The sequence below is a fragment of the Nocardioides sp. YIM 152315 genome, from assembly GCF_029210375.1.
Classification (GTDB): Bacteria; Actinomycetota; Actinomycetes; order Propionibacteriales; family Nocardioidaceae; genus Nocardioides.
This window is the reverse complement of sequence record NZ_JARGER010000040.1, coordinates 36,292-54,024: the sequence shown is the minus strand read 5'-3', so window position 1 is coordinate 54,024 and position 17,733 is coordinate 36,292. Positions and strand designations below refer to the sequence as shown.

General features: G+C 71.5%; 15 protein-coding genes. 11 read left to right on the top strand and 4 right to left on the bottom strand.

Translation table 11 applies throughout. The annotated features are described in order from the left end of the window. Positions 1 to 4 precede the first annotated feature (4 nt). The 4 genes from PZ894_RS17075 to PZ894_RS17060 form a co-directional block, all read right to left on the bottom strand. Positions 5 to 1,618 carry an FMN-binding glutamate synthase family protein gene (locus tag PZ894_RS17075; RefSeq protein ID WP_275746633.1) on the bottom strand — a complete coding sequence of 538 codons (1,614 nt, stop codon included), beginning with the start codon at positions 1,616 to 1,618 and terminating at the stop codon, positions 5 to 7. 200 nt (positions 1,619 to 1,818) lie between these two features. Further along, entirely contained in the window at positions 1,819 to 2,673 is an 855-nt protein-coding gene (locus PZ894_RS17070) for an amidohydrolase family protein (protein ID WP_275746631.1), read from the bottom strand. A 44-nt stretch (positions 2,674 to 2,717) separates the two neighbouring features. Then, complete coding sequence (locus PZ894_RS17065) at positions 2,718 to 3,425, bottom strand: SDR family oxidoreductase (RefSeq protein ID WP_275746629.1); 708 nt, start codon at positions 3,423 to 3,425, stop codon at positions 2,718 to 2,720. Positions 3,426 to 3,666: 241 nt separating this feature from the next. Continuing rightward, a complete protein-coding gene (locus PZ894_RS17060) occupies positions 3,667 to 4,698 on the bottom strand; it encodes a LacI family DNA-binding transcriptional regulator (protein ID WP_275746628.1) in 1,032 nt (343 codons plus the stop codon). 224 nt (positions 4,699 to 4,922) lie between these two features. Here PZ894_RS17060 and PZ894_RS17055 point away from each other — a divergent pair, with 224 nt between their 5' ends. The 11 genes from PZ894_RS17055 to PZ894_RS17005 all read left to right on the top strand — a co-directional run bounded on the left by PZ894_RS17055 (position 4,923) and on the right by PZ894_RS17005 (position 17,733). Continuing rightward, positions 4,923 to 6,458 (top strand): sugar ABC transporter ATP-binding protein, encoded by a 1,536-nt coding sequence (locus tag PZ894_RS17055; RefSeq protein ID WP_275746626.1) that lies wholly within the window; start codon positions 4,923 to 4,925, stop codon positions 6,456 to 6,458. Next, entirely contained in the window at positions 6,455 to 7,516 is a 1,062-nt protein-coding gene (locus PZ894_RS17050; protein WP_275746625.1) for an ABC transporter permease, read from the top strand. The genes PZ894_RS17055 and PZ894_RS17050 overlap by 4 nt, the downstream gene beginning before the upstream one ends. Continuing rightward, positions 7,513 to 8,595 carry an ABC transporter permease gene (locus PZ894_RS17045; protein WP_275746624.1) on the top strand — a complete coding sequence of 361 codons (1,083 nt, stop codon included), beginning with the start codon at positions 7,513 to 7,515 and terminating at the stop codon, positions 8,593 to 8,595. Before PZ894_RS17050 ends, PZ894_RS17045 begins: the two co-directional genes overlap by 4 nt. An 8-nt stretch (positions 8,596 to 8,603) precedes the next feature. Continuing rightward, entirely contained in the window at positions 8,604 to 9,641 is a 1,038-nt protein-coding gene (gene rhaS / locus PZ894_RS17040) for a rhamnose ABC transporter substrate-binding protein (protein WP_275746622.1), read from the top strand. Between the two features lie 63 nt (positions 9,642 to 9,704). Continuing rightward, positions 9,705 to 10,058 carry an L-rhamnose mutarotase gene (locus PZ894_RS17035; protein ID WP_275746620.1) on the top strand — a complete coding sequence of 118 codons (354 nt, stop codon included), beginning with the start codon at positions 9,705 to 9,707 and terminating at the stop codon, positions 10,056 to 10,058. A 6-nt stretch (positions 10,059 to 10,064) separates the two neighbouring features. Continuing rightward, complete coding sequence (rhaI, locus tag PZ894_RS17030; protein ID WP_275746618.1) at positions 10,065 to 11,228, top strand: L-rhamnose isomerase; 1,164 nt, start codon at positions 10,065 to 10,067, stop codon at positions 11,226 to 11,228. A gap of 2 nt (positions 11,229 to 11,230) precedes the next feature. Beyond that, positions 11,231 to 13,276 (top strand): bifunctional aldolase/short-chain dehydrogenase, encoded by a 2,046-nt coding sequence (locus PZ894_RS17025; RefSeq protein ID WP_275746616.1) that lies wholly within the window; start codon positions 11,231 to 11,233, stop codon positions 13,274 to 13,276. A gap of 9 nt (positions 13,277 to 13,285) precedes the next feature. Further along, positions 13,286 to 14,776, top strand: a complete 1,491-nt coding sequence (locus PZ894_RS17020) for a rhamnulokinase family protein (protein ID WP_275746614.1) — start codon at positions 13,286 to 13,288, stop codon at positions 14,774 to 14,776. 11 nt (positions 14,777 to 14,787) lie between these two features. Further along, positions 14,788 to 15,528, top strand: a complete 741-nt coding sequence (locus tag PZ894_RS17015; protein ID WP_275746612.1) for a (Fe-S)-binding protein — start codon at positions 14,788 to 14,790, stop codon at positions 15,526 to 15,528. Further along, the gene (locus PZ894_RS17010; RefSeq protein ID WP_275746610.1) at positions 15,525 to 16,973 is read left to right on the top strand and encodes a lactate utilization protein B; all 1,449 of its coding nucleotides are present in this window, start codon (positions 15,525 to 15,527) and stop codon (positions 16,971 to 16,973) included. Before PZ894_RS17015 ends, PZ894_RS17010 begins: the two co-directional genes overlap by 4 nt. A 172-nt stretch (positions 16,974 to 17,145) precedes the next feature. After that, positions 17,146 to 17,733: an LUD domain-containing protein gene (locus PZ894_RS17005; RefSeq protein WP_275746608.1), complete on the top strand. Its 588-nt coding sequence runs from the start codon at positions 17,146 to 17,148 to the stop codon at positions 17,731 to 17,733.

Genomic DNA, 17,733 nt, shown 5'->3' with positions numbered 1-17,733 from the left:
GGACTCACGCGTCGACGGACTCCTCGCCGGCGTGCTCGTCGCTCGGTGCGCCCTCCTCAGCGGTCTCCGGCGGGCCCTCCGTGCGGGTCTCGTCCTCGGCGGAGGCGGCCATGATCCGTTCGACCTCCTCCCGGTCGCGAGCCGACGGGAAGCCCCAGCCGGGCTCGTAGCCGTAGACCTCGTCGAGCAGCCGCCCCTCGGTGAGCTGGTCGAGGACCTCGACGCTCTCGGGCCCGATGAGTGCGGGGTGCTCGACGCCGCAGGTCTCGGAGACCTTGAGCAGGTCGCGACGCAGCGTCTTGACGTAGTTGGCGACCCGCTCGGTCTTCTCGAGCGGGTCCAGTCCACGGGCCAGCCAGGGGTTCTGCGTCGCCACGCCGGTCGGGCACTCGCCGGTGTGGCACTTCTGGGCCTGGACGCACCCGACGGCCAGCATCGCCTCGCGCCCGACGTTGACGAGGTCCGCGCCGAGCGCGAACGCGACGACCGCGTTGTCGGGGAGGCCGAGCTTGCCCGACCCGATGAACGTGAGGTCCTCGTGCAGGCCGCGCCGGGCGAACTCGGCGTACACGCGCGCGAACCCGAGCCGGAAGGGCAGCGACACGGCATCGGTGAAGATCAGCGGGGAAGCGCCGGTGCCGCCCTCACCGCCGTCGATCGTCACGAAGTCGACGCCGCGCTCGCCGCCGGACATCGCGTCAGTGAGGTCCTCCCAGAAGCCCAGGTCGCCGACGGCGGACTTGATGCCCACGGGCAGGCCGGTCTCGGCGGCCAGCAGCTCGACGAAGTCGAGCATCGAGTCGACGTCGTCGAACTCCGCGTGTCGCGACGGGCTCAGGCAGTCGACGCCCTCGGGTACGCCGCGGGTCTCGGCGATCTCGCGGGACACCTTCGGGCCGGGAAGCACGCCGCCGAGGCCGGGCTTGGCTCCCTGGCTGAGCTTGATCTCGAGCGCCTTCACCGGCTCGCGCTCGACGAGCTCCTTGAGCCTCGGAAGGCGGAACCGGCCGTCCTCGTCGCGACACCCGAAGTACGCCGTACCGATCTGGAAGACGAGGTCGGCGCCGTGGCGGTGGTAGGGCGAGATCGCGCCCTCGCCGGTGTTGTGCAGGCAGCCGGCCTCGGCCGCACCCCGGTTGATCGCCTCTATCGCGTTGCCCGACAGCGACCCGAAGCTCATCCCCGAGACGTTGACGACCGACTCCGGCCGGAAGGCGTGCCGACGGCCCCGCGGCCCGCCGAGGATCTTGGCGGATGGCAGCCGCGCCTCCTGCCCGACCGCGCCGTGGGTCGGGTAGGCGCGGCCGAACGTGCGGTGGTGGACGATGACGTTGCCGTCACCGTGCTCGAGGTCGTTGTCGGTGCCGAAGCCGAAGTAGTTGTTCTGCAGCTTCGCCGACGCGTAGACCCAGCGCCGCTGGTCGCGGCTGAACGGCCGCTCCTCGTCGTTGCCCGCCACGATGTACTGCCGCAGCTCCGGCCCGATCCGCTCGAGCCAGTAGCGCGCGTGACCGAGCACCGGAAAGTTGCGCAGGATCGCATGTCGCTTCTGCAGGAGGTCATGGGCGGCCACCGCGCCGAGCGCGGCAGCCGGGAGGACCGTCAGAGCCTTTCGCATGTCCCGGCAGTACCCAGCGCGTACGCCGCAACGCGTGCCGATCCCGGTGCTCGGCGGCTGTCACGGTGGTGGAGGACGTTGTCCTGGCAACCGCCTCGAAACCACGCGGTTCGTGTGCGCCTGGGGTGGTTTCGAGACAGGCGCAAGCGCACCTTCCTCAACCACCGATGGCTCGCGCGGTTGGTGCGCGTCCGGAACGGTCAGAAACCGTAGGCCGCTGCCGCGTTGGCCGACCAGAAGGAGTCGAGGTCAGCGGTGGGGGCTCCGGCGAGGATCTCCTCCAGCGACGCGACGAGCCGCGCGAACGAGCCGGCCATCGTCTCGATCGGGATGTTGCTGCCGAAGAGCAGGCGGTCGAGCCCGAACTCGTCGACCGCGGTCTCCACCCATGGGCGAAGGGTCTCGACGGAGACGTCCATGAGCGCCATGCCCAGGCCGGAGACCTTGCACGACATGGTGGTCTCGGAGGCCAACCGACGCATGCCGTCCCTCCAGGCGCCGAGATCGTCCGCGGACTCCGGCCAGCCGGTGTGCTCGAGCACGACCCGCAGGTCCGGGTGCGCGGAGAGCGCGCGCAGCCAGGCGTCGACCTGGCGCGGGTGGCACACGAGGTCGAAGACCTTGTCGTGCGCAGCCAGCCAGGTCAGCACCGAGGACGCGGCCGGGGACCCCGGTTCGAAGCCGTAGAGGACCCGGACGCCGGCGAAGCGGGGCGACTCGGCCTGGCGGTCCAGGTCCGCGCGCAGCTCGGCGTCCGAGAGTGTCGGGTCCACCGTGCCCACGATCCGCACGTCGAGGTCGTGGGCCTCCGCCTGTGCCTCGACCCACGCCAGCTCGTCGAGGTAGGTGCGCGGCGTGGTGACCGCCGAGACGTGGACGAATCCACGCGCCTCGAAAGGGGCCGCGGCTCGGTAGTCGAGCGGATCGAAGTCCCTGTTGAAGCCGTCGCCGACACCGGGTGGGAGTGCGTCGGCCCACGCGGGCAGCGCGGGATACCAGTCGTGCTCGCTGAGCCGCCACCAGTGGACGTGGGCGTCGATCACGGCATCAGGCATCGGTGCTCCTCCTGGGACTCGCTCACTGCTCGTTCACTGCTCGCTTACTGCATCGTCATCCCGCCGCTCACGCTGACGGCCTGGCCGGTCACGAAGCCGGCACTCGGAGCGACCAGCCAGTCGACGGCGGCGGCGACCTCGTCGGCGGCCCCGAGTCGGCCCACCGGGATGGCGCGCACGAGGCGTTCGAGGGTCTGCGGCCGGTCGGCCATCGCCGCGCGGGTCATCGCGGTGTCGATCGGGCCCGGACACACCACGTTGACGGTGACGCCGGCGCGAGCGACCTCGCGGGCCGCCGACCTGGCGAAGCCCAGCAGCGCGGCCTTCGTCGCGGCGTACGCCGACTCGCCACCGGCGCCCGCCCGGGCGCTGTCGGACCCGATCAGCACGACGCGTCCCCAGCCACGCTCCACCATCCCCGGCAGGGCGGCCTGGGTCAGGACCATCGGCGCGCGCTGGTTCACCGCGTACATGAGGTCCCAGTCGTCGGGTCCGGACTCGACCAGGCGCCCGAGCCGGACGACGGCCGCACACTGGACGAGGATGTCGAAGGCGTCCGTGCGCACGACGTCGGCGATCGCCTCGACGGCCCGAGCGTCGGCGAGGTCGACCCGCAGGTCGGCCGGTGCGGCGCGGTCGAGGACCGTGACCTCGGCCCCTCTCGCGACCAGGCGCTCGACGACCGAGCGCCCGATGTCTCCGGCGCCGCCGGTGACCAGTGCGCGACGTCCGTCGAGGTCGCGAGTGGTCACCGCCGCAGGCTAGTGGTCATCCCCGTTGATTCACCAGGGATCTGCGCACCCAGCGCACGCACCTCGCTGCGTTGGCGACGCTCGGTAGACAACCCGGTATGCCGTCGCGCCGCCGCCTTGCGATGCACGCACGCTGAGCACGGATACCCCCGACGTATCAACGGGCACGACCACTAGCGGCGGTCGCGCCTTCCCCGGGCGGCCGGGGCGCGCAGCTCCCGCCCAGCGGGAACGCTCGATGTCACCCCAGGGTCGAGGAGCGGGCGACGAGCTCCGGGGTGAAGAGCACCTGCCGGTGGGTGTGCCCGACGTTCGTCGCCTCGTCGAGCACGAGCTCGGCCGCGGTGCGGCCGAGCAGCTGGCGCGGCTGGCGCACCGAGGTGAGGGGTACGGCGGCCGCGGCCGCGAACTCGATGTCGTCGTAGCCCACGATCGCGATCTCGTCGGGCACCCGCACGCCGGAGGAGATCGCGTGCTGGAGCAGGCCGAGGGCGACCAGGTCGTTGGCGCAGAACACGGCGGTGGGGCGCCGGCGGGTGGGGATGCCGGCCAGGCGGGCGCCGGCCTCGCGCCCCTCGGCGACCGTCAGCGCGGAGGTCTCGATCACCGCGAGCGCGTCCTCCGGGTGACCCGCCGCCGCCCACGCGGAGCGGGCACCCTCGAGCCGGTCGTGGACCTGACCGAGATGGGCGGGACCCCCGACGTACGCGACCCGGGTGTGGCCGCGGTCGAGGAGGTGCTCGACGGCCAGCCGTCCGCCGAGCACGTCGTCGACCGCGACCGAGCAGAAGGACTGGTCGGCACGGGTGCGGTCGACGACCACGACCGGGGTGCCGCGCCGGGCGACCTCGTCGAGCGAGGGGGAGTCGGGGTCGACCGGGGTGACCAGGATGCCCTGCACGCGCTGCTGCTCGAGCAGCGCGAGGTGGGACTGCTCGCGACTGGCGGAGTCGCGGCTGTTGCAGAGCACGAGCGACAGGTCGGCGGCCTCGGCGGCGGCGTCGATGCCGTCGGCCACGTCCGTGAAGAAGGGGTTGCTCGCGTCCAGCATCACGTAGGCGAGGGTGCGACTGGTGCCCGCCCGCAGCTGGCGGGCCGACTCGTTGCGCACGAAGCCGAGGTCGGTCATCGCCTTCAGCACGCGCTCGCGCGTGCCGGGGCTGACACGGTCGGGGCGGTTGAGCACGTTCGACACCGTGCCGAGCGAGACGCCCGCGGCGGCCGCGACGTCCTTGACCGACGCGCTGCGGGCGCCTGGCTCACGCACCGACATCCACCCCTCCCTCCCGTCGCGACGGGTCGGGTCTGAAACGATCAAGGCACACCCTAGGGCCCCGGCTCTCGGACGGACAGCCGATTCGCATCCGAATCGTTACGGGAGGAAATCCGGGCGTTCCCTTGACGTCTGTGATGGCAGTCACCTAACGTCCATGCCGTCGGATTGAAACCTTTCAACACCGAGGCCCACCCGCCCCTGAGCCCAGAAGGAGCACCACCATGCCCGGTACCGCACCCGAGGGCGGCGCCGCCCTCGAGCTGCGTGACGTGGCCAAGTCGTTCGGGTCGGTCGCGGCGCTGCGCTCGGGCAGCCTGTCCGTCGGACCGGGCTCGATCCACGCGCTCGTCGGCGAGAACGGCGCCGGCAAGTCGACCCTGGTCAAGATCGTCGCCGGCGTGCGCCGCCGCGACTCCGGCGTCCTGCGCCTGCACGGCGAGGATGTCGACTTCGGCTCCACCGCCGAGTCGAAGGCGGCAGGCGTCGCGGTGATCTACCAGGAGCCGACGCTCTTCCCCGACCTCTCGGTCACCGAGAACATCTTCCTGGGCCGCCAGCCGCTCGGCCGTGGTCGTCGGATCGACCGTGCGGCGATGTACGCCGAGGCGGAGCGACTCTTCGCCGGCCTGGGCGTCCACATCGACCCGCGTCGTCCGGCCCAGGGCCTCTCGATCGCCGACCAGCAGATCATCGAGATCGCCAAGGCGATCTCGCTCGACGCGAGCGTGCTGATCATGGACGAGCCGACCGCCGCGCTCTCCGGCGTCGAGGTCGAGCGGCTCTTCGCGGTCGCGCGCGGGCTGCGCGACGAGGGCCGGGCGCTGGTCTTCATCTCGCACCGCTTCGACGAGGTCTTCGAGCTCTGCGACACCGTCACGGTGATGCGCGACGGCGAGTACGTCTCCACCGACGCGATCGCGGAGACCTCCGTGCCCCAGATCGTCTCCCGCATGGTCGGCCGCGAGGTCGCCGAGCTCTTCCCGAAGACCCCCGCCGAGATCGGCGACGTCGTCCTCGAGGTGGAGGGCCTGTCCTCCCTCGGCACCTTCCACGACGTCTCCTTCTCGGTCCGCGCGGGCGAGATCGTCGGCCTGGCCGGCCTCGTCGGCGCCGGCCGCAGCGAGATCGCGCGGGCCGTCTTCGGCGTCGACAGGTACGACGCGGGCGCGGTGCGCCTCGCGGGCACGCCGGTCCCGGCGCGCTCGCCGCGGTCCGCCATCCGCGCCGGCATGGCGTTCGTCCCGGAGGACCGCCGCAAGCAGGGTCTGGTCACCGACGCCTCGGTCGCCCGCAACGTCGCGGCCGTGATCCGGCGCGGACTGTCCCACGCCGGCCTCCTCACCAACCGCGACGAGAACCGGGCCGCCGGCCCGTGGGCCGGCAGGCTCGAGGTGAAGACCAGCGCGCTGGACATGCACGCCACCACCATGAGCGGTGGCAACCAGCAGAAGGTCGTGCTCGCCAAGTGGCTGGCCACCGAGCCGAGGCTGTTGATCATCGACGAGCCCACCCGCGGCATCGACGTCGGCACCAAGGCCGAGGTGCACCGGCTGCTCTCCGACCTGGCCGGCCAGGGCATGGCGATCCTGATGATCTCCTCCGAGCTGCCGGAGGTGCTCGGCATGGCCGACCGCGTGCTCGTGGTCTGCGAGGGCCGCATCACCGCCGAGCTGCCGCGCGACGAGGCCACCCCCGAGGCGGTCATGCACGCCGCCACGGCCACCGTCCACCACACCGCCGAGGGGATCTCAGCATGAGCGACGCGCTCCTGGTGGAGCCCAGTGCGGCGTCGCCGACCCGGCGCGTCCTCGGTGGGCTGCTCCGCTCGCGCGAGATCGCGGTCGGCGCGGTGCTCGTCCTCGTGATCGTCCTGACCACGATCAAGAGCCCGAGCTTCCTCTTCAGCAGCGACGGCTGGCGCGACCTGCTGCTCACCCCGGCGCTGCTGCTGATCCTCGCCGCCGGGCAGACCGTCGTGATCATCACCCGCAACGTCGACCTGTCGGTCGGATCGACGCTCGGCCTCACGGCGTACTTCACCGGCAGGCTCTTCAGCGACCACCCCCACCTCCCGATCATCGCCGTGGTCGTGCTCGGCCTGCTCTTCGGAGCGGTGCTCGGTCTCGTCAACGGTGTGCTCGTCGCGCTGTTCAAGGTGCCGGCGCTGGTCATCACCCTCGGCACGCTCTACATCTACCGGGGCATCTTCCTCACCTGGGCCGGCAGCGACCGCATCAACGCCGGTGACATGCCCCAGGACTTCCTGGCGCTCGGCACGAAGGCGATCGTGACCATCCCGGTGCTGACGATCGTCGGCCTGGTCGTGCTGGTGGCGGTCGGCTACTACCTCCACACCGCCCGCGGCGGCCGCGAGCTCTACGCGATCGGCTCCGATCCCGACGCGGCCGTGCTCTACGGCCTCCCGGTGACCAGGCGGATCGTCGGCGCCTTCGTGCTCTGCGGCGCGCTGGCCGGCCTGGCCGGCGTCGTGTACGCCGCGCGCTACGGCACGGTCAGCTCGGGCGCCGGCCTCGGCATGGAGCTGCAGGCCGTCGGCGCCGCGGTGATCGGCGGCGTGGCGATCTTCGGCGGGTCCGGCACCGTGTGGGGCGCCGCGATCGGCGCCTTCCTGCTGGTCACGATCAACCGCGCGCTGCCTGTCGTCGGCATCTCCGACTTCTGGCAGCGTGCCGTCGTCGGTGCCCTGATCATCGCCGCGATCGTGCTCGACCGGGTGCTCTCCGCCCGCCAGCAGCGCCGGCTCGTGGCCGCCCGCGAAGAGACGAGGACTCTGCAGATGAGGGGTGGGGCATGAGCACCGCGACCCTGGACCGGCCCGACGATCGGGCGGCCCGCGCCTACCCGGCGTACTCGAGGCCCCTGTGGCGTCGGGTGCTGCTGACCCGCGAGTTCGCGGTGATCGCCCTGCTGGTGGCGGTCTACTCCTACTCCTACGCCAACGTGCCGAACTTCGACGGCCCGCTCACGCTCTACTACCTCTTCCTCGACATCGCCCCGATCCTGCTGATCGCGCTGCCGATGACGCTCGTGATCATCACCGGCGAGATCGACCTGTCCGTCGCGAGCGTGATGGGACTCTCGAGCGCGCTGGTCGGCGTCCTGCACGCCGACGCCGGCTGGTCGCTCCTCGCCGCCGCGCTGGCGGCGATCGTGGTGGGCGCGGTCTGCGGCGCGTTCAACGGATTCCTCGTGGCGTACGTCGGCCTGCCGTCGCTCGCGGTGACCATCGGCACGCTGGCGCTCTACCGAGGCATCGCGCAGGGCCTGCTCGGCACGAAGGCGATCACCGACTTCCCCGACAGGTGGACCGACCTCGCCAAGGAGCGGATCTTCGGCGACGGCTCCAGCTACCCGATGATCCTCATCCCCTTCGTGGTCCTGCTCGTCCTCTTCGCCTGGCTGCTGCACTTCTCGAGCTTCGGACGAGGTGTCTACGAGATCGGGCTCAACGACGAGGCCGCGCACTTCAGCGGCGTCGACGTCGAGCGCACCAAGCTCCTGCTGTTCGTGCTGGCGGGTGCGGTCTCGGCGTTCGCCGGCATCTACTTCACGCTGCGCTTCGGCAGCGCCCGCGGCGACAACGCCAACGGGCTGGAGCTCCAGGTGATCGCGGCGGTGCTGCTCGGCGGCGTCTCCATCTTCGGCGGCCGCGGTGCGCTGCACGGCGTCGTCGCCGGCGTCGTGCTGATCGGCGTCATCTCCAGCGCCATGCGCCTGGAGCAGCAGACCGTCAACAAGATCAACATCGTCATCGGAGCGCTCCTGGTGCTCTCGGTGATCTCCACGACTCTCCTCGGCTGGGCGCAGGCGTTCCTGTCCCGCCGCGGCCGGGGAGCCACCACGTCCTCGGGACCAAGCACCAACGAAAGGTGAGCATGACCATGAAGATCCGGAACCGGCGACTCTCCGCCCTGGCGGCGGCGACGCTCGTCGCCAGCCTGGCGCTGACCGCCTGCGGCAGCGACGACGACGGCGGCAACGAGAGCGGCAGCGGTGACGGCGGCGGCAACACCACCGTGACGTTCCTGCCGAAGAACCTCGGCAACCCGTACTTCGACACCAGCAGCGCCGGCGGCAAGGAGGCCGTCGAGGAGTTCGGTGGCACCTTCGACGAGGTCGGCCCCGACACGGCCTCGCCCGACGCGCAGGTCCAGTTCATCAACACCGCCGCCCAGCAGGGCGTGAACGCGCTCGTCGTGTCCGCGAACGACCCGGAGGCGATCTGCGACGCGCTGAACGAGGCACGCGACGCGGGCACGACTGTCGTCACGTTCGACTCCGACACCAACCCGGAGTGCCGCGACCTCTTCGTCAACCAGGCGTCGGCCGAGGGCATCGCGAAGGCCCAGGTCGACCTGATCGCGGAGCAGATCGGCGACGCCGGCGAGATCGCGGTCCTGTCGGCCGCCGCCAACGCGACCAACCAGAACGCCTGGATCAAGCTGATGGAGGAGGAGCTCGCGGCCAACCACCCCGACATCGAGCTCGTCGACACCGTCTACGGCGACGACGACGACCAGACGTCGTTCGACAAGACCGCGGCGCTGCTGCAGTCGCACCCGAACCTCAAGGGCATCGTCTCCCCGACCACCGTCGGCATCGCCGCCGCGGCGCGCTACCTCTCGACGTCGGAGTACAAGGGCAAGGTCGCGCTGACCGGCCTCGGCACCCCGAACCAGATGCGCGAGTACGTCAAGGACGGCACCGTCACCGCGTTCGCGCTGTGGAACCCGGGCGACCTCGGCTACCTCGCGGCGTTCGCCGCCAAGGCGCTCGTCGACGGCGACATCTCCGGCGAGGAGGGCGACACCTTCGAGGCCGGCAAGCTCGGTGAGTTCACCGTCGACGCCGACGGCACCGTGCTCCTGGGCGACCCGTTCGTCTTCGACAAGTCCAACATCGACGACTTCGACTTCTGAGTCGTCCCGCGGTGGGGGCCCGTGGCCCGGGCTCCCACCGCACCGAACACCCAGGGGGCCTTGATGCCGCGCGTCTGCTTCCAGCTCCAGGTCAAGCCGGACCGGATCGAGGAGTACAGGCGACGGCACGCCGCCGTGTGGCCCGAGATGCTCGAGGCACTCCACCGGACGGGCTGGCACAACTACTCGCTGTTCCTCCGCGACGACGGCCTGCTGATCGGCTACGTCGAGACGCCGTCGTCGATCGCGGACGCGCAGGCCGCGATGGCCCGCCACGAGGTCAACGCCCGGTGGCAGGCCGAGATGTCCGAGCTCTTCGTGGAGCTCGACGGCCGCGCCCCGGACGAAGGCTTCCTGCTGCTGGAGGAGGTCTTCCACCTCGAGGACCAGCTCACCCACCCAGACGTACAGAAGTGATGTGACATGACGACGTTCAGCGAGATCGCCCCGCTGCTGGAGGGCCAGGCGATCGAGGTCCCCTCGTGGGCCTACGGCAACTCCGGCACCCGGTTCAAGGTCTTCGGCACCCCCGGCACCCCGCGCACCGTCGAGGAGAAGGTCGCGGACGCCGCGACCGTCCACCGCTTCACCGGGCTCGCGCCGTCGGTGGCGCTGCACATCCCGTGGGACCTGCACGACGACTACGCCGCGCTGCGGCGGTACGCCGAGGACCTCGGCATCCGCCTCGGCACCATCAACTCCAACACCTTCCAGGACGACGACTACAGGCTCGGCGCCCTGACGCACACGGACGAGAAGATCCGCCAGAAGGCGATCGACCACCACTTCGAGTGCATCGACGTGATGGACGCGACCGGCTCGCGCGACCTGAAGATCTGGCTCGCCGAGGGCTCCAACTACCCCGGCCAGGCCGACCTGCGCGGCCGCCAGGACCGCCTCGCCGAGAGCCTGCGCACCATCTACGACCGACTGTCCGGTGACCAGCGGCTCGTGCTCGAATACAAGTTCTTCGAGCCGGCGTTCTACCACACCGACGTCCCCGACTGGGGTACGGCGTACACGCAGGTCGCCGCACTAGGCGAGCGCGCCGTGGTCTGCCTGGACACCGGTCACCACGCCCCGGGCACCAACATCGAGTTCATCGTCGCCCAGCTGATCCGGCTCGGGAAGCTGGGTTCGTTCGACTTCAACAGCCGCTTCTACGCCGACGACGATCTCATCGTCGGCGCGGCCGACCCGTTCCAGCTCTTCCGGATCCTCTTCGAGTGCATCCGCGGTGGAGCGTTCGGGCAGGACAGCGACGTCGCCTACATGCTCGACCAGTGCCACAACATCGAGAAGAAGATCCCCGGCCAGATCCGCTCGGTGCTCAACGTGCAGGAGATGACGGCGCGAGCGCTGCTCGTCGATCGTGACGCGCTGACGCGGGCGCAGGAGGACGGCGACGTCCTGCTGGCCAACGAGATCTTCATGGACGCGTTCTACACCGACGTCCGCGCCGACCTCGCCGCATGGCGCGAGGGCCGGGGTCTGCCCGCGAACCCGATGCGGGCCTACCTCGAGAGCGGCTACCAGGAGCAGATCGAGGCGGACCGCGTGGGCGGGACGCAGGCAGGATGGAGCTGAGAGTGAGCACGTCTCCCCAGAACCCGGCGGAGCAGCTGATCGCCCGGTCCAATCGACTGGGCGCGGATCCGAAGAACACCAACTACGCCGGCGGCAACACCTCCGCCAAGGGCGCCGAGACCGACCCGGTCACCGGCGAGCCGGTCGAGCTGCTCTGGGTCAAGGGCTCCGGCGGAGACCTCGGCACGCTGACGGAGTCCGGCCTCGCCGTGCTCCGTCTCGACCGGATGCGCGCACTCGTCGACGTCTACCCGGGCGTCGCCCGCGAGGACGAGATGGTCGCGGCGTTCGACTACTGCCTGCACGGCAAGGGCGGCGCGGCCCCGTCGATCGACACCGCGATGCACGGTCTGGTCGACGCTCCGCACGTCGACCACCTCCACCCCGACAGCGGCATCGCGATCGCGACCGCCGCCGACGGCGAGGAGCTGACGCAGAAGATCTTCGGCGACAGGGTCGTGTGGGTGCCGTGGCGCCGCCCGGGCTTCCAGCTCGGCCTCGACATCGCCGCGATCAAGGAGCAGAACCCGCGGGCGATCGGCTGCATCCTCGGCGGCCACGGCATCACGGCCTGGGGCGAGACCAGCGACAAGTGCGAGAAGAACTCGCTCTGGATCATCCGGACGGCCGAGAGGTACATCAAGGCGAACTCGAAGAAGAAGCCCTTCGGCGCGCGCGTGAAGAGGTGGGAGCCGCTGAGCCCCGCCAGGCGCCGCGCCCGCGCCGCCGAGCTCGCGCCCACGCTGCGCGGTGTCGCGTCGAGGGACCGGCCCATGGTCGGTCACTTCACCGACGACAAGGTCGTGCTCGACTTCCTCGCCGCCCGCAACCACCCGCGCCTGGCCGAGCTCGGCACGTCGTGCCCGGACCACTTCCTGCGCACCAAGGTCAAGCCGATGGTCGTGGACCTCCCGGCCGACGCTCCGATCGAGAAGGTCCTGGCTCGGGTCGCCGAGCTCCACGAGGCCTACCGCGCCGACTACGCCGGCTACTACGACCGCAACAAGGTCAACGGCAGCCCCGCCATGCGCGGCGCCGACCCGCTGATCATCCTGGTGCCCGGCGTCGGCATGTTCAGCTACGGCAAGGACAAGCAGACCGCCCGCGTCGCCGGCGAGTTCTACGTCAACGCGATCAACGTGATGCGGGGTGCCGAGGGCCTCTCGGCGTACGCGCCGATCGACGAGTCGGAGAAGTTCCGCATCGAGTACTGGGCGCTCGAGGAGGCCAAGCTCCAGCGGATGCCGAAGCCCAAGCCGCTCGCGAGCCGCGTCGCACTCGTCACCGGTGCCGCGTCCGGCATCGGACTGGCCACCGCGAGGAAGCTCGCAGCCGAGGGCGCCTGCGTCGTCATCGCCGACCTGTCGCTGGAGAAGGCGCAGGAGGCCGCGGCCTCGATCGGATCGACCGACGTGGCCGTCGGCGTGCAGGTGGACGTGTCGGACGCGGCCGCCGTGCGGGCGATGGTCGACACGGCCGTGCTCGCCTTCGGTGGCGTGGACCTCGTCGTCAACAACGCCGGTCTCTCGCTCTCCCGCTCGCTGCTCGACACCACCGAGCGCGACTGGGACCTCCAGCACGACGTGATGGCCAAGGGGTCGTTCCTGGTCGCGAAGGCGACCGCGAAGGCGATGATCGAGCAGGGCATGGGCGGCGACCTGGTCTACATCTCCTCGAAGAACTCGATCTTCGCCGGCCCCAACAACGTCGCGTACGGCGCCGCGAAGGCCGACCAGGCCCACCAGGTGCGGCTGCTGGCCGCCGAGCTCGGCGAGCACGGCATCAAGGTCAACGGCGTCAACCCCGACGGCGTCGTCCAGGGCTCCGGGATCTTCGCCAGCGGCTGGGGCGCCAACCGGGCCGCGGTCTACGGCGTGAAGGAGAAGGACCTCGGCAAGTTCTACGCGCAGCGCACCATCCTCAAGCGCGAGGTGCTGCCCGAGAACATCGCCAACGCGGTCTTCGTGCTCTGCTCGGACGAGCTGAGCCACACCACCGGCCTGCACATCCCGGTCGACGCGGGTGTGGCCGCGGCGTTCCTCCGGTGATCCGGCGACATGACTGAGCCCGTCCGCGTCGCCGCCGTCGACCTGGGCGCCACCAGCGGGCGAGTGATGGCGTGCCGGGTCGGCGCGCGGACGCTGCACCTCGAGGAGCTGCACCGGTTCCCCAACGGAGCCGTGCCGGTGCACGGGTCCCTCTTCTGGGACGCGCTCGGCATCCACCGCGAGGTGCTGCACGGCATCCGCGAGGTCGCCCGCACCGGCCGCCTCCACGGGATCGGCATCGACTCGTGGGCGGTCGACTACGGCCTGCTCGACGGCGCCGGACAGCTGCTCGCGAACCCACGCAGCCACCGGGACCGTCGCACGGACGGCGTCCCGACGCGGGTCCGGCAGCTCGTCTCCGACGCCGAGCTGTACGACGTGACCGGGCTGCAGCAGCTGCCGTTCAACACCGTCTACCAGCTGGTGTCGGAGCTCGGCACGCCCGCGCTGGAGGCAGCCGAGCGGATGCTGCTGCTGCCCGACCTGCTGACCTACTGGCTGACCGGCGAGGTCGGTGCCGAGCGCACCAACGCCTCCACGACCGGTCTCTACGACGTGCGGACGGGGGAGTGGTCGTTCGAGCTGGCCAGGCGCATCGGCCTGCCCTGGTCGATCCTGCCTCCGCTGCGCGCACCGGGTGACGTGGTGGGCCCGGTGGTGGACGAGGTGGCGGAGTACGTCGGCGTGCCCGGCGTACCCGTCATCTCCGTCGGCTCCCACGACACCGCCTCGGCGGTCGCGGGCGTGCCCGCGGAGTCGGAGTCGTTCGCCTACATCTCCTCCGGGACATGGTCGCTGGTGGGCCTCGAGCTCGACGCCGCGGTGCTGTCGGCCGACGCGCGCGTCGCCGACTTCACCAACGAGACCGGCGTCGACGGCACGATCCGCTTCCTCAGGAACGTGATGGGCCTGTGGGTGCTCTCGGAGTCGCTGCGCACCTGGGCCGACCGGCGGCTGCGCGACGTCACGCTGCCGTCGCTGCTCGCCGGCGCCGCGGAGGCGCCGGCGCTGCGCACCGTGGTCGACATCGACGATCCGCGGCTGCTCGCGCCCGGCACCGTGTCGACCAACAGCATGCCCGCGCGCATCCAGGAGCTGGCCCACGAGGCCGGCGAGCCGATCCCGCGCGCGCCGGTCGCCATCACGCGCACGATCCTCGACAGCCTCGCGCTGGCCTACCGCCGCAACGTCCGGCTGGCGGCGTCGCTCGCCGGCCGGGAGGTCGACGTCGTGCACGTCGTCGGCGGTGGCTCGCAGAACGAGCTGCTCTGCCAGCTCACCGCGGACGCCCTCGGCCTACCGGTGCTGGCCGGCCCGGCCGAGGCCGCCGCGCTCGGCAACGGCCTCGTCCAGGCCCGGGCGCTGCGGCGGATCGAGGGGGGTGCGGACCTGCCCGACCTGGCCGCGATGCGCGCGCTGGTCCGTCGAACGCAGGGCGTACGCCGCTACGACCCCCGCCCCGGACTCGACTGGGATGCGGCCGCATCCCGCCTGGGGTGAGGATGGGGGACATGCGGGTCGCCCTGATGGTCACGTGCATCAACGATGCGCTCTACCCGGGCACCGGGCAGGCGGTGGTCACGCTGCTGCGCCGCCTGGGTGTGGACGTGGAGTTCCCGGAGTCGCAGACCTGCTGCGCGCAACCGATGGTCAACACGGGCTACCTCGACGAGGCGGTGCCGGTCGTGCGCAACTTCGTCGACACGTTCGCGGGGTACGACGCGGTCGTCACGCCGTCGGGATCGTGCGCGGGATGCGCGCGGCACCAGCACTCGATCGTGGCGCGCCGCGCGGGCGACGCGTCGCTCGCGGCCACCGTCGAGGAGACGGCCCCGAAGGTGCACGAGCTCTCCGAGTTCCTCGTCGACGTGCTCGGCGTGACCGACGTGGGCGCCTACTACCCCCACACCGTCACCTACCACCCGACCTGCCACAGCCTGCGGATGCTCGGGGTCGGCGACCGGCCGCTGCGGCTGCTGCGGCACGTCCGGGGGCTGACGCTGTGCGAGCTCCCGGACGCCGAGCAGTGCTGCGGCTTCGGCGGCACGTTCGCGGTCAAGAACGCAGACACGTCTGTCGCGATGGGCGCCGACAAGGTGCGGCACGTGCGCGGCACCGGCGCCGAGGTGCTGGCGGCCGGCGACAACTCCTGCCTGACCCACATCGGGGGGCTGCTGACCCGCCAGCAGTCCGGCGTACGTGCCGTGCACCTGGCCGAGATCCTTGCGGCGACGGAGGATGGTGAGCGATGACCGGCACCTTCGTCGGGATGCCGGCCTTCCCGGCCGCCGCGCACGAGGCGCTGGGCAACGCGCAGCTGCGGCACAACCTCGCCCACGCCACCGGCACGATCCGCGCCAAGCGGCAGCGGCTCGTCGACGAGGTGACTCTGTCATTGGAGGGGAACAGCGACTGGGAGGCGCTGCGGCTCGCCGGCGCCGGTGTGAAGGAGTCGGCGCTGGTCGACCTCGCCACCCACCTCGAACGGCTCGAGGAGGCGCTGACCGCCAACGGCGCCACCGTGCACTGGGCCCGCGACGCGGCCGAGGCCAACGCGATCGTCGTCGCCATCGCGAAGCGCCACCGCGTCGACGAGGTGGTCAAGGTCAAGTCGATGGTCACCCAGGAGATCGACCTCAACCGCGCCCTCGAGGCCGAGGGCATCGCGGCCTGGGAGACCGACCTCGCGGAGCTCATCGTGCAGCTCGGGGACGACCTGCCCTCGCACATCCTGGTGCCCGCGATCCACCGCAACCGCGCGGAGATCCGCGAGATCTTCCTCGCGAGGATGGCGGCCGTCGGCCGCCCCGCGCCCGACGACCTGAGCGACGAGCCCGCGGTGCTTGCGGCCGCGGCGCGGGCACACCTGCGCGAGAAGTTCCTGCGCGCGAAGGTCGGAGTCTCCGGTGCCAACTTCGCGGTCGCCGACACCGGCACGCTCGTCGTGGTCGAGTCGGAGGGCAACGGACGGATGTGCCTGACCCTGCCCGAGGTGCTCGTCTCCGTGGTCGGCATCGAGAAGGTCGTGCCGACCTGGTCGGGGCTGGATCCCTTGCTACGCCTGCTCCCTCGCTCCTCGACCGGCGAGCGGATGAACCCCTACACGTCCACGTGGTCGGGCATCACCCCGGGCGACGGGCCGCAGGAGGTGCACGTCGTACTGCTCGACAACGGCCGCACCCGTGCGCTCGCCGACGACGTCGGGCGCCAGGCCCTGCGCTGCATCCGCTGCTCGGCCTGCCTCAACGTGTGCCCCGTCTACGAGCGCACCGGCGGCCACGCCTACGGCTCGGTCTACCCGGGGCCGATCGGCGCGATCCTCAACCCGCTGCTCCGGGGCGTGGGCCACGACGATCAGGTCGACTCGCTGCCCTACGCCTCCTCGCTGTGCGGCGCCTGCTTCGAGGCCTGCCCGGTGCGCATCGACATCCCGTCGGTGCTGGTCGACCAGCGCGCGAAGGTCGTCGACGCCCACCGGGGCGGCGTGCCCAAGGCCGAGGCGCTGGCCTTCCGCGGCGCTGCCGTCGCGCTCTCGGACTCGCGCAGGCTCGGTCTCGGCGAGCGCCTCACCGGACTGGGCCTGAAGGTGGGTCGCCGGTTCGGCGCGTCGAAGTGGACGTCGGCGCGAGACCTGCCCGCCGCGCCGCCCGAGTCCTTTCGTCAGTGGTGGAAGCGCACGGACGGAGGCCGGTCATGAGCGCGCGCCTCGCTCCGGGCGGCGGTGGCTCCGGCTCGGTCCTCCGGCTGCAGAACGAGCCGTTCCCACCGCCGCCGCGTGGCGACTCCGGGCAGCGGTGGGCCCGGCTCGGTTTGCGGGCTCCAGAACGAGCCGTTCCCACCGCCGACCGGCCGGCGTCGGGAGCCGTCCGATGAGCGCGCGCGACGACATCCTCGGCCGCGTGCGCGCCGCCCTCGACGGCGTCGAGCCCGGGTACGACGTACCGGAGTCACCCCGGATCGCGCCGATCCCCGACGTGGTCGGCCACTTCGCCGCCCGGGTCGCCGACTACCGGGCCGTCGTCGAGCGCTGCTCGCCCGACGAGCTCGCCGCCCGGGTGGCCGCCGCCCTCCCGGACGGTGCGCGTGTCGTCGTACCCGCCGGGCTGTCGGTCGTCGTGGCCGGTGGCGTCGAGGACGCGGACTTCGCGGCCGCCGAGCTCGACGAGTTCGACGCGGTCGTCACCGAGGCCCGGGTCGGCATCGCCGAGACCGGCACGATCGTGATGGACCACGGAGCGGGCCAGGGCCGTCGCGCGATCTCGCTCGTGCCCGACCTGCACGTCTGCCTCGTGCGGACCGACCAGGTGGTGCCCGACGTCCCCGACGCGCTGCCGCTGCTCGACCCGCGCCGCCCGCACACCTGGATCAGCGGCCCCTCCGCCACCAGCGACATCGAGCTCGAACGCGTCGAGGGCGTCCACGGCCCGCGCACCCTGCACGTCCTGCTGGTCGGCTGA